10 protein-coding genes and 2 pseudogenes are annotated in these 12513 nt (G+C 64.5%); 6 read left to right on the top strand and 6 right to left on the bottom strand.

Features of this window, described 5'->3' with window-relative positions; all coding sequences use genetic code 11:
- The first annotated feature begins 174 nt into the window (after nucleotides 1-174).
- Nucleotides 175-849, top strand: a complete 675-nt coding sequence (locus tag DM995_RS04585) for a uracil-DNA glycosylase (RefSeq protein WP_116968647.1) — start codon at nucleotides 175-177, stop codon at nucleotides 847-849.
- Nucleotides 842-1375 (top strand): DinB family protein, encoded by a 534-nt coding sequence (locus tag DM995_RS04580; RefSeq protein ID WP_116968646.1) that lies wholly within the window; start codon nucleotides 842-844, stop codon nucleotides 1373-1375. Before DM995_RS04585 ends, DM995_RS04580 begins: the two co-directional genes overlap by 8 nt.
- On the opposite strand, the gene DM995_RS04575 is transcribed toward DM995_RS04580, so the two are convergent.
- Nucleotides 1359-1898, bottom strand: a complete 540-nt coding sequence (locus tag DM995_RS04575; RefSeq protein WP_023838229.1) for a (2Fe-2S)-binding protein — start codon at nucleotides 1896-1898, stop codon at nucleotides 1359-1361. The two genes, DM995_RS04580 and DM995_RS04575, sit on opposite strands and share 17 nt — an antisense overlap.
- A 65-nt stretch (nucleotides 1899-1963) precedes the next feature.
- Nucleotides 1964-2725 (bottom strand): class II aldolase/adducin family protein, encoded by a 762-nt coding sequence (locus DM995_RS04570; protein ID WP_116968645.1) that lies wholly within the window; start codon nucleotides 2723-2725, stop codon nucleotides 1964-1966.
- Between the two features lie 30 nt (nucleotides 2726-2755).
- On the opposite strand from DM995_RS04570, the gene DM995_RS04565 reads away from it, so the two are divergent.
- From DM995_RS04565 to DM995_RS04555, 3 genes are all read left to right on the top strand, one after another.
- A complete protein-coding gene (locus DM995_RS04565; protein WP_116968644.1) occupies nucleotides 2756-3403 on the top strand; it encodes an SOS response-associated peptidase in 648 nt (215 codons plus the stop codon).
- A 189-nt stretch (nucleotides 3404-3592) separates the two neighbouring features.
- Nucleotides 3593-3799, top strand: coding sequence for a 30S ribosomal protein S21 (gene rpsU, locus DM995_RS04560; RefSeq protein ID WP_007688176.1), 207 nt, complete (start codon nucleotides 3593-3595; stop codon nucleotides 3797-3799).
- Between the two features lie 129 nt (nucleotides 3800-3928).
- Nucleotides 3929-4534 carry an FKBP-type peptidyl-prolyl cis-trans isomerase gene (locus tag DM995_RS04555; protein ID WP_116968643.1) on the top strand — a complete coding sequence of 202 codons (606 nt, stop codon included), beginning with the start codon at nucleotides 3929-3931 and terminating at the stop codon, nucleotides 4532-4534.
- A gap of 62 nt (nucleotides 4535-4596) precedes the next feature.
- Here the strand turns inward: DM995_RS04555 and DM995_RS04550 are convergent, their stop codons facing one another.
- From DM995_RS04550 to DM995_RS04540, 3 genes and pseudogenes are all read right to left on the bottom strand, one after another.
- A complete protein-coding gene (locus tag DM995_RS04550) occupies nucleotides 4597-5064 on the bottom strand; it encodes an acyl-CoA thioesterase (RefSeq protein WP_023838225.1) in 468 nt (155 codons plus the stop codon).
- Between the two features lie 161 nt (nucleotides 5065-5225).
- A complete protein-coding gene (locus tag DM995_RS04545) occupies nucleotides 5226-7895 on the bottom strand; it encodes a TonB-dependent receptor (protein WP_116968641.1) in 2670 nt (889 codons plus the stop codon).
- A 252-nt stretch (nucleotides 7896-8147) separates the two neighbouring features.
- Nucleotides 8148-9924, bottom strand: a pseudogene (locus tag DM995_RS04540) (aminopeptidase P family protein).
- A 227-nt stretch (nucleotides 9925-10151) separates the two neighbouring features.
- Here DM995_RS04540 and DM995_RS04535 point away from each other — a divergent pair.
- Entirely contained in the window at nucleotides 10152-12218 is a 2067-nt protein-coding gene (locus tag DM995_RS04535; protein WP_116968640.1) for a S9 family peptidase, read from the top strand.
- Between the two features lie 48 nt (nucleotides 12219-12266).
- Here the strand turns inward: DM995_RS04535 and DM995_RS04530 are convergent.
- Nucleotides 12267-12513, bottom strand: a pseudogene (locus DM995_RS04530) (hypothetical protein); the annotation flags it as partial.

The following is a 12513-nucleotide window of genomic DNA, read 5'->3' as shown; positions in this document are numbered from 1 at the left end:
CGATCACCGGCGCGATTGCCAGCACGTCGATGCCATCGCTCTCCAGCGCGAGCAGGGCGGCGTCCAGTACCTGGCGCGGCGAGCCGAGACGGTGATGCCGCCGGTTCGATCCCAGCGCGATCAGATAGTGATGCGGGCTTGCCTCGACCATGCGGCATGGCCTAGCGCGAAGCGATGATGGAGCAAAGCCCGATCGCTGCGACCGAACCGCCGGTCGATTGCCCGCTCTGCCCGCGCCTTGTCGCGCTGCGCCGCGAATGCCAGGCGAAGCACCCCGACTGGTGGAACGCGCCGGTGCCGGCCTTTGGTGACGCGAACGCGTGGCTGGGCATTGTCGGGCTTGCCCCCGGCATGCACGGCGCCAACCGCACCGGACGGCCGTTCACCGGCGATTATGCGGGCGACCTGCTGTTCGCGACCTTTGCCAAGTTCGGCCTGTCGCGCGGCACCTATCGGGCGCGGGTCGATGACGGGCTCAAGCTGGAGGGCGTCATCATCATCAATTCGGTCAAGTGCCTGCCGCCGCAGAACAAGCCGACGCCGGCCGAGATCAACACCTGCCGCCGCTTCCTGTCCGCGCAGCTCGATGCCTTGCCGCAGCTCAAGGTGTTCATCGCGCTTGGCCGCATCGCGCATGACAGCTTCCTGCGGCATCTGGGGCTGCGCACCACGGCCTTTCCGTTCGGCCACAATGCACGGCACGATCTGGGCGATGGCCGGGTGCTGATCGACAGCTATCATTGCAGCCGGTACAACACCCAGACCGGGCGGCTGACCCCCGCAATGTTCGAGGCGGTGTTCGAACAGGCGTTGCGGTTTGCACCCATGCCCGGGTCGGGCGATGATTGACCTATTGTCGCGGCAGTACGACACCGCGCTTGCGCTTGCGCGCTATCATCTCGATACGCTCGAGGATGCCCATTGCCTGTGGCGACCGACCGAACGAGGGCCCCATGTCTGGCACCAGGAAGATGGCTGGCGCGCCGACTGGCCCGAGGACGAAAGCTATGCCGCCGGTTCGCCGAGCATCGGCTGGCTCTGCTGGCACATGCTCTACTGGTGGTCGATGGCGCTGGATCACAACTTTGGCGATGGTGCGCTGGATCGACATGGCGTGATCTGGCCGGGAAGCGCCGAGGGCTTTCGGGCGGAGTTCGACCGTCTGACCCATGCGTGGCAAACCGTGCTGGCGGATCTTCAGCGTAGGCCGGAGCTGGCGAAGGAACCGGTGCATTGGCCGGTTCCAGGACGCAATCGGGCGGATCTTGCCGCCTGGGTCAACTTGGAACTGGTCAAGAATGCGGCAGAAATCGGTGTGCTGCGATTCCTTTACGCCAGCGAGGCCGAGCGCGACCGGATCACTCGGGCGGATTGAGCGCGGGCACGTCCTTCGCGGCATCCTCGGGCGAGATTCCCGGCGGCGGCGCGGCGGCGATCGTCTCCTGTCGGCGCATCACCCGGCCCGCGCGCTTGATTGCGGCGCGGACGCGCGGATAGGTGCCGCAGCGGCACAGGTTGCGGATCGCCGCGTCGATCTCGGCATCGCTGGGATCGCTGTTCTTACGCAGCAGCACGCTCGCCGCGATGATCATCCCCGGCGTGCAGAACCCGCACTGCACCGCCTGTTCGGCGACGAAGGCCTGCTGCACCGGATGGCTGCGGTCGCGGCTCAGCGCCTCGATCGTGGTGACATAGCGCCCCTCGACCTCGGCGATGCTGACCAGGCACGAGCGGATCGCCTCGCCATCGATCACGACCATGCACGCGCCGCAATCGCCGTTGCCGCAGCCATATTTGGTGCCGGTAAGGTTCGAGGCATCGCGCAGCGCCCAGAGCAGCGGGGTCTGCGGATCGAGCCGGTATTCGATCGGACGGTCGTTGACGGTGAACTTGGTCATGCTGTGAGCGCTCTATCCGAGCCGCGCGCGCAAGTCACCCGTGCACCAACCGCCCCGGCACCGGATCAGTCGCGCCAGCTCGGGTCGATCTTGTCGACCTTGCGCACCATCGCGGCGAAATCGGGGACGCCCGCGCCCATCGGCAGCTGCACCTGGCTGAGATCGCGCTGGTGGACCGCGATCACCTCGTCGGGCACGATGATCGGCTTGCCCATCGACATGGTGGCGAGCTGGATCTCGCACGCGCGCTGCAGCGACCAATAGGTGATGAACGCCTCGGGCAGGGTGCGGCCCATGACGACCGGGCCGTGGTTCTTCAGCATCAGCACGCGCTTGCCGCGGACGGCCTCGACCAGCCGTTCGCCTTCTTCGGCGCGTACGGTGACGCCCTCGAAATCATGATAGGCGATGTTGCCGATAAAGTTGCAGGCATAGAAATTGGTCGGCTGCAATCCACCTTCGGTCGAGCAGACCGCCATGGTCGCGGTGGTGTGCGTGTGGATGATGCAGTGCATGTCCGGCAGTTCCTTGTGGAACACGCTGTGCTGGGTGAAGCCCGCCTTGTTGACCGGATAGGGCGAGCCGTCGAGCTTCTCGCCTTCGGAATTGATCTTGACCAGGTTGGAGGCGCAGACCTCGCTGAAATGCAGGCCATAGGGATTGATCAGGAACGCGTCTTCCTCGCCCGGTACCTTCAGGGTGATGTGGTTGTAGATCATTTCCGACCAACCCATCATGTCGAACACGCGGTAGCACGACGCGAGCAGCTTGCGTGCCTCATGCTCTTCGGTCGTCATCTGCGGGCTGTTCTTCAATGCGGTGGCCATCGCGCTCTCCTGTCCCTATCTTTGGTGGCTATGTGCAACCTGTATCGCATGACAAGCAACGCCGATGCAATCCGCCAGTTGTTCGGTACGGCGCTCGGCACGGTCGATCTGGGCGGGGCTAACCTGCCGCCGTTCGAGGGCATCTATCCCGATTACGAGGCGCCGGTGCTGGTTTCAGAGGAGCCGGGCGCAAGGCTGGCGATGATGCGCTGGGGCTGGCCGCCGTTCGGCGAGGTCAAGCGGCCGATCACCAATGTGCGCAACCTGAACTCGCCGATGTGGCGCAACGCGCTGCGCGACCCGGCGCGGCGCTGCCTGGTGCCGGTGACCGCGTTCTGCGAATATGGCGCCGCGCCCGATCCGGTGACGAAGCGCAAGCGGCAGCACTGGTTTGCGCTGGAATCGGGCGAACCCTTCGCCTTTGCCGGGATCTGGCGTCCGGTGGAGGAGGGCGCGCGCTTCGCGTTCCTGACGTGCGAGCCCAATGCGCTGGTCGGCGCGGTGCATCCCAAGGCGATGCCGGTGATGCTGACCGGCAAGGGCCTGGGCGAGTGGCTGCGCGCCGATTGGGGAGTGGCCGAGCGGCTGGTCGGGCCGTTTCCGGATGCAGCGATGGTCGAACTGCCCATCACCCCTGCCGCTGATGCACGCGAGGCACAGCCCGGCTTTTTCGGCTGAAACGCGGCGAAATTCCTTGAAAATGCCGTGATGCGCTGGTATCGGCCCCGCGTGAGCGACAGCCATGCGGCTGGCGTGCCCTATATTATTGGCCTTCTAGCTTTGGCTTTGCAGTCCGTTTTCCGCGCCCCATGGCGTGGCGCGAGCGGTTTTGCAGGCCGTGAATCGAAATGGAGCTGACGTAAGTTTATGCAGATTCTCGTACGCGATAACAATGTTGACCAGGCGCTGCGGGCGCTCAAGAAGAAGCTGCAGCGCGAAGGTGTGTATCGCGAGATGAAGCTGCGTCGGCATTACGAAAAGCCCAGCGAGAAGCGCGCGCGCGAAAAGGCCGCTGCCGTGCGTCGTGCACGCAAGCTGGAGCGCAAGCGCATGGAACGTGACGGCGCGAAATAAGCCGGTTATAGCATCGCTAACCTGACGGATCGGGGACGCCGATTCGTCGCAACGACCCCTGATGGGACTGCGAGGTGGGGGCCTCGCGGTGCTTTTCAGGGGTTTGTGGTACGATAACCGGAGGCTGCCATGTCCGTTACCCGCGTTCCCATTCCGCCGCTGGCCAAAGGCTCGCTGACCAAATTGTGGCTGGGCGTCGCTGCGGCCGTCGCGGTCGCGGGCGGAACCGCCTGGGCCGGCCTGCAGTCGGTGCCGCAATCGGCCGCGGGCTTCCTGTCGAGCAATGCCGACGAGCCGGGCGTGGTGACCACCGAAAGCGGCCTGCAGTTCAAGGAGCTGACCAAGGGCAGCGGTCCTTCGCCGACCGATGCCGATGTCACGCTGATCAACTATCAGGGCACGCTGATGGACGGCACGCCGTTCGATGCCAACCAGCGCGTGCCGATGCCGGTCGCCGGATCGATCCCGGGCTTTTCCGAGGCGCTCAAGAGGATGCAGCGCGGCGGCAAGTATCGCCTCTGGATCCCGCCCGAGCTGGGATATGGCGCCGAGGAGAAGAAGAACCCGCAGACCGGCGAGGTCGTGATCCCCGCCAACAGCCTGCTGGTGTTCGATGTCGACCTGATCGAGTTCATCCCCGAAGCCCAGCTGCGCGCGATGCAGCAGCAGCTGCAAGGCCAGGGTGCCCCGGGTGGCCCTCCGGGCGCTCCGCCTCCGGGCATGCCGGGCAACTGATCCGCAAACGAGAAAAGCCCGGTGGCGACACCGGGCTTTTTCTTTGGCTTGTGGCCTCAGGGTCAGACGCCTTCGGGCGGCACCGGCTCGAACGCGGCGGCCATGTCCTTGAACCATTGCGGAACCGGCACGGGGCGGCGCGTCGCGATCGCGAAATGGACATAGCTGATGGTCACCACGGTGAGCAGTTCGTCGCCGCGGAAGATCGCGCACTCGCTGGTGAGCGAGCTCGACCCGATGCGCTTGAGCCGCACCGCGAGATCGATGATGTCGTCGGCCACCGCGCTGCCGCGGAAATCGACCTCGGCGTGGCGCACCATCATGTCGTGATCGGGGCCGAACAGATTGAAGCCGATGCTCTCGGGCTTGCCGCTCGCGAGGTTGAGCGCGCGAAAATATTCGGTGATGCCGATATCGGCGTACATCAGATAGTTCGCGTTGAAGACGATATTCTGCATATCGACCTCGTGATAATGCACGCGCTTGGGCGCGATGCTGCGATAATGGGCGCGGATGGGCGCGTCCGTCATGCTGTTCCCCTCTCTTGTTGTCGTTCCGGATCGTGCGATCCGCATACACAATGCTCACCACAAAAAAAGGGGGGCACGAAGCCCCCCGATTTCCCTGTTTTCAACCGGTTGGGTCTTGCGCCAACCTGATTGCGACCAAGCCCGGTCAAACCGTGAATGGATCAGAACTTGAAGCGGACCGAACCGCCATAGGTGCGCGGCAGGCTCGGGTAGCCCGAGATGCTCCCGCTCTGGGCAACCGAGTCGAACACGGTCGAGATATAGCGGTCGTCGAGCAGGTTGCGCGCCCATGCGGTCAGTTCGAGGCCGTTGGTCAGTTCGAGCGTGGCCGAGACGTTGACCAGGTCAGTCTGGCGGCGGAACTGGCGGGCAATGTCCAGCGCGGGCTGGAAGTTGCGCGTGCCGTTGGCGTTGGTGACGATGAAGCCCGGCAGACCTTCGGCGATCTGAACGTCGCTTTCATAAGCATAGTCGCCGCGCACCGTGAACTTGGTGCCGCCCGCGAACTCATAGGTGTAAGAACCACCCATCGATGCCGACAGGGCAGGGATGCCCGCCGGGGTCGCACCCGAAAGGTCGCCCACGGCCGAGTTGACGAAGCTGTCGTACTTCGGATCGAGATAGGTGAAGGCGACGAACAGGTTGAGGCCATCGGTCGGACGGACGGTGCCGTCGAACTCGATACCAAAGGTCGACTGCTTGCCCGCATTGGCGAGCGCGAAGCCGGTGCCGGTGAACACGTTGCTCTGGAAGCCCTTGATCGACTGCTTGAACACCGTGAGGTTGAACGCGACCAGCGGCCACTGCGCCTTGATGCCGGCTTCATAGACTTCCGATTCTTCGGGGCCTGCAAAGCGCGAACCGGTGGTCAGGTTCGGCAGCGCCAGGCCGGCGTTGCGGATCGGTGAAGCGGCAGGGTTGTTGACCGGCGAGCCCGGGATGAAGTCGCTCGGGAACGGACGGCTGTCACGCGACAGGTTGAACGAGGTCGCCTTGAAGCCGGTGGCATAGGTGGCGTAGATGTTCAGATTGTCGGTGATCTCGTAGTTCGCACGGATAGTGTACGAGAAATCGTCGTCCTTGGTCCGGCCGCTTTCCACCGCGTTGGGATAGTTGAGGAAGGGCGGCAGGAACTGCAGCGCGCGCAGGCCGAGCAGCGGATTGACCGCCGGGTTGGTATTGTTGGCGCGGGCAAAGGCGGCGGCTCCGGTCTGGATCTGCCCGAAAGCGGCGGGCTGGGCCGCAGCAAAGGCCGCGATCTGCGCCGCATTGGCCGGTCCGGGCAGGCGCAGTGCCTGGCCGACGGTGGTGGCGATGCCCTGCTGGGTGATCAGCGTGTTGCCGATGGCGACGAAATCGAGCGCCGAGAACGGATCGGTGCTGACGACGTTCGAGCGGACGCGCTTCTTGTCCTCGGTATAGTTGAAGCCGAAGGTGAAGGTCAGGCGATCGGTGGGCTTGAGGTCGAACTGACCGAACAGCGAGAACGCATCGTTGCCATAGGTGAAGTCGTCGAAAATGCCCTGGCCCTGGCGGAAGAAGGTGTTGTTGGGCACGCCCAGCAGCGCTTCGACGCCCGATGCACCACCGACGGCGGGGCCGATCAGCGCGCTGGCATAGCCGCGGAAGTCGCGGCCGAAGAGCAGGTCGTTGGTGAACTTGATGTCTTCGTTGAAATAGAAGCCACCGACCAGGAAGTTCAGCGGACCGTCAAAGTCCGACGCGACGCGCAGTTCCTGCGTGAAGGTGTCGATCGAGGTGTTGGCAAGGTTCTGGCCGATCAGGTCGGCGCTGGTGAAGTCCGAATCCTGGTTGGTCTGCGACCGCACTTCGCGATAGGCGGTGATGCTGGTGAAGGTCAGCGCGCCGACGTTCCAGTCGCCCTGCAGCGATGCGCCATAATTCTCGATCTCGTTGGTCGAGGGGATGTTGTTGCGCACGCGATACGAGAACGGATCGGCGGCCTCGATCGGGCGGGCCTGGCCGCTGGCAGCGCGCAGCGCGGCGGTGATCAGCGGGTTCTCGCGAATATTGGCGGCAATACAGCAATTCTCGTCGATCTTGTCATAGTCGCCGATCAGGCGGAACGACAGGTCGGCGCTCGGCTCCCAGAGCAGCTGGCCGCGCACGCCCCAGCGGTCGCGGTTGTTGAACTTGATGCCGAGATTGAGGTCGCGCGCATAGCCGTCGCGCTTGTTGATGTTGCCGGCGAGGCTGAACGCCAGCGTCTCGCTGATCGGGCCGGTCACGTCGGCCTTGAGGATGCGGGCGTTGAAATTGCCATAGGTCGCTTCGACCTGGCCGCCGAATTCGAACTGCGGGCGCTCGGTGACGATGCTGATGATACCCGCCGAGGCGTTCTTGCCGAATAGGGTCGACTGCGGACCGCGCAGAACTTCGACGCGTTCGATATTGGGAAGGTCGCCGATCTGCGCGGCCGAGCGCGAGCGGTACACGCCGTCGATGAACACGCCGACCGACGGTTCGATGCCGGGGTTGTTCGCGCCGTTGCCGAAGCCGCGGATGATGAAGTTGGTGTTGGCCGAGCTCTGCAGCTGCGAGACGCGCAAGCTGGGGACCAGGGTCTGCAGGTCGATCAGGTCGCGGACCTGCGCGTCCTCGATGTCTTCGCCACTGGTCACCGAAACCGCGATCGGGATTTCCTGCAGCGTGGTTTCGCGCTTGGAGGCGGTCACGATGATGACGTTGCTGTCGGCGTTCTCGGCGTCCTGCGCGGCATCCTGCGCAAAGGCGGAGGCGGGCATGGCGAGCGTGCCGAGCGCTGCACCCGAAAGCAGGATCGTTTTCAGGCGGGTGTCGGTGATGGTCATTGGGTGTTCTCCCCTAATGTGGCTGACAAAACGGCCCTGTCCCCGGGCCTGATATGGCTTTGGACCGTCCTTATGACTGACACCCGACTGTCACAAACAAAAAGCTAGGAAACCCAAGCGAATCCGGCGCCTGCGTGACATTCTTGCAACGCAATTAACCGTTGCCGCGACGTCAATTGCACGCGGGGCAATTGTGCGTCGCAGCATTCCGCTTGCGTCAAGCGGTCAGTTCGCTCCAAATTGACGCGGACGTCAAACGATCGGGGCGCAGGCGGCCTCCAGCCAGACCAAGGCCTCGCCCTCGAGCTGCGGCGCGACAACATCGAGGACCCTGGCGTGATAGGCATCGAGCCAGGCGCGTTCGGCAGGGCTGAGCAGAGCAGGCTCGATGCAGTTGCGGTCGATCGGTGCAAAGGTCAGCGTCTCGAAGCCGAGCATGTCGAGCTCCGCACCCTCGATCTCGAGCGGCTCGACCAGCACTAGGTTCTCGATGCGGATGCCGAATTCGCCCGCCTTGTAATAGCCGGGCTCGTTCGAGCAGATCATACCGGGGCGCAGCGGCTCGCCCTGGCCGCCGAACGCGGCGATGCCCTTCGTGCACCGCCAGGAAGCTGCCGACGCCATGCCCGGTGCCGTGCGCATAATCGACGCCATCGGCCCAGAGGAACTGCCGCGCCAGCGTATCGAGCTGGCCGCCGGTGGTCCCCTTGGGGAAGCGGATGGTGGCGAGCGCGATATGGCCCTTGAGCACCTGGGTGAAGCGACGCTTCATCTCAGCCGTGGGGGTGCCGATGGCGATGGTGCGCGTGATGTCGGTGGTGCCGTCGAGATACTGGCCGCCGGAATCGACCAGATACAGGCTGTCCATCACGATCGGCAGGTTGGTCTCCTCGCTGACTCGGTAATGGCAGATCGCGCCGTTCGACGACGCGCCCGAGATGGTGTCGAACGAGGTGTCGATCAGCTTGCCGGTCGCTTCGCGGAACTCGAGCAGCTTGGCGGCGGCCGAGAGCTCGGTCTCGCCGCCCGCGGGTCCTGCGATCGAGAGCCAGTGCAGGAAGCGGCTCACCGCAGCACCGTCGCGGGCCTGCGCGGCGCGATGGCCTTCGATCTCGGTCTGGTTCTTCATTGCGCGCGGCAGCACGCTCGGGTCGCGCTTCGCCACGATCCTTGCGCCGGCGACTTCGAGCCGGGCAAAGATCGCCGCGACCGCGCGTTCGGGGTCGACCGCGACCGCCTTGCCGCTCAGCGCGTCGAGGCCCTGGGGAAAATCGTCATAACCGTGCAGCGCGACCTGGTTGCCCAGATGCGCGCGCAGATCGTCGGTCACCTTTTCGGGCGCGACATACAGGTCGGCGCTGCCATCCTGGTGCACCACGCCATAGGAGAGCGTCACCGGCGTATGCGTGACGTCGCAGCCGCGCACGTTGAACAGCCAGGCGACCGAATCGAGCGCGGTGATGACGGCGGCGTCGAGCTTCTCGTCGGCCAGCCAGGCTGCGACATCGGCGCGCTTTTCGGCCGAATCCTTGCCCGCATGTTCGAGCGCATGCGGCTTCATGATCGCATCGGGGCGCGCGGGCTGGTCGTGCCACACCGCGTCGACCGGATTGCTGCTGACTTCCCTGAGCGTCGCGCCGACCTTCGCCAGCTTCGCGTTCGCCTGTTTCACCCAGTCGCGCGTGTGCAGCCAGGCGTCATAGCCGATCACCGCACCCTCGGGCGCGTGCTCGCCCAACCAGTCGGCGACCGATTGCTGCGCGGTGCCGACATATTCGAACAGGCGACCATCGACCTGATCGCGCACTTGGATCGTATAGCGTCCGTCGACGAAAATCGCCGCCCGGTCGGACAGCACCACCGCGCTGCCCGCTGATCCGCCAAAACCGGTGAGCCATTCCAGCCGCTGTGCATAAGCGCCGATATATTCGCTCATATGCTCGTCGCAGATGGGAACGACAAATCCGGTGAGGCCCTGGCGCTTCAGTTCGTCGCGCAGCGCCGCGAGGCGGGCTTCATGGGTGGACATCAGCATGGCGGGGTATCAACTCCTTGCAAAAGCGGTTGGGCGGCAAGATAGAGATAATCCGCAGCCAGCGCCAGTCTGGCTCGGCCCGCGGAATGTCCTGTCTCGAACACGTTCGAAGGGAAACGTTCATGCCGATTCGACTGCGCTTGTCCTCTGCCGTCGCCGGAGCCGCCCTGATGGCAGCTTTGGCGATATCCTCTTCTGCTTCCGCCAACGAAAGTGCATCCATGCCCGAAACGTCCCAGCCGCCGATCGCCGAGCAGCGGCCCTATAGCTACGAACGCCATGGCGTGACCGTCGAGGACCCGTGGCACTGGCTGCGCGACCAAGGCTATCCCAAGGTCGATGATGCCGATGTGCTGGCCCATCTCGAAGCCGAGAACCGCTGGTTCGAGGCGGCCATGAAACCGCATCAGGCGCTGACCGACGCGCTGTTCGAGGAGATGAAGGGGCGGATCAAGGAGGATGACAGCTCGGTTCCGCAAAAGGACGGCGACTGGCTCTACTGGGTCGAGTACGACAAGGGCGCGCAGTACAAGAAATGGTATCGCAAGCCCGTCGCGGGCGGCGAGAAGCAGCTGATCCTAGACGAGACCGAACTGGCCAGCGGCAAGGACTATTTCCGCCTGGGGGCGTTCTCGGTCAGCCCCGATGGCAGGCTGCTCGCCTATTCGGTCGACGATAACGGGTCGGAGCGGTTCGAGGCGCGGTTCAAGGACCTGACAACGGGCACCATCCTGCCCGATGTCATCCCCGGCACGCTCTCGAGCCTGGTCTGGACCGCCGACGGCAAGGCGCTGGTCTATGGCCTGGCCAACGAGAACTGGCGCACCAACAATGCCCATCTCCACTATCTCGGGCAGCCGACGACGAACGACATATTGCTCTACAAGGAGGCCGACGAAGGTTTCCGCGTCGATGTCGGCATGACCTCGAACGAGAAATACATCGTCATCGCCACTGGCGACAACGAGACCAGCGAGATCCGCCTGCTGCCCGCAGACAATCCGCTGCTCGAGCCGATCCTGGTCAGCCCGCGCAAGAAGGGCCGCGAATATGATGTCGAGGAGCGCGACGGCACGCTGTTCATCCATACCAATGACGAGCATGTGAATTTCCGCCTCGCCACCGCGAGCATCGACAATCCGGGCGAATGGACCACGCTCATCCCCGGCAGCGACGATTTCTACATGACCGACATGAACGCCTTCAAGGATTTCTATGTCATCGAGGGGCGACGGAACGGCCTCGACCAGATCGAGATCCGCGACTACGCGAACCCCGCCAAGGTCCAGCCGATCACCTTTCCCGAAGCGAGCTATTCCGCGTCCTTGGGCGACAATCCCGAATGGGACATGCAGGTGCTGCGCCTCACCTATGAATCGATGGTCACGCCCGACACGGTGTACGACTATGACGTCGCGACGCAGAAGCTGACCGTGCTCAAGGTGCAGGAGGTGCCGTCGGGCTATAACGCCGCCGATTACGAGACCGAGCGGCTGATGATCGCCGCGCGCGACGGGACGCAGGTGCCGGTCTCGATCATCTACCGCAAGGGTTTCAGGAAGGACGGCAGCGCGCCGCTGCACCTCTATGCCTATGGCGCCTATGGCTATGCGGTGCCGCCGAGCTTCTCCGTGACCCGGCTCAGCCTGGTCGATCGCGGCTTTGCCTATGCCATCGCGCATATCCGCGGCGGCGACGATCTGGGGCGCAAATGGTATCTCGACGGCAAGCTGACCAAGCGGACCAACACGTTCAACGATTTCGTCGATGTCGCCAGAGGCCTGATCGCCAAGGGGTACACCTCGAAGGGCAAGGTGACCGCGAGCGGCGGCTCGGCGGGCGGCGAGCTGATGGGCGTGGTCGTGAACACCGATCCGGACCTGTGGGGCGCGGTCGTCGCGCATGTGCCGTTCGTCGACGTGGTCAGCACGATGCTCGACGAGAGCCTGCCGCTGACCCCGGGCGAATGGCCCGAATGGGGCAATCCGATCACCGACAAGGCGGCGTTCGAGCTGCTGCGATCGTACAGCCCCTATGACAATGTGAAGCGCCAGGCTTATCCGCCGCTGCTGGTGACGGCGGGGCTCAACGATCCGCGTGTGACCTATTGGGAGCCCGCCAAATGGGTGGCGAAGCTGCGCGTCACCAAGACCGACGACAACGTGCTGCTGCTCAAGACCAATATGGGCGCGGGCCATGGCGGCAAGTCGGGCCGGTTCGATTCGCTCAAGGAAACGGCCGAGGAGTTCGCCTTCATCCTCTGGCAGATGGGCATGGCGGGCAAATAGGCGGGTCGAGGCCGGGGCAGGGCGGCCCGGCCCGGCCCCGGTGTCCGCTCAGCGGCAGGGGCCGAGCTGTTCCAGCACGAAATTATAGTCGCGCCGCGCCAGGTCGTTGTCGGCGGGCGTGTCCGAAACGAGCACCCGCGCCGGGATCTCGCGCGGCAGGAAGCAGGCGAGGCGATACCAGAGCAGCGAATTGCGCCGGGGCGGGGCGGCGGCCTCGTCGACGATCTCGGTCAGCGATACCGCCCAGCGCGCGGCCAGGCCGGGGCGGCGCAGCACCGTGATCGACACCGGGTCG

It is taken from the genome of Blastomonas sp. UPD001, assembly GCF_003426715.1.
GTDB lineage: Bacteria > Pseudomonadota > Alphaproteobacteria > Sphingomonadales > Sphingomonadaceae > Blastomonas.
Note: the sequence above shows the minus strand (reverse complement) of the source record. Positions and strands in the feature narration are given on the sequence as shown.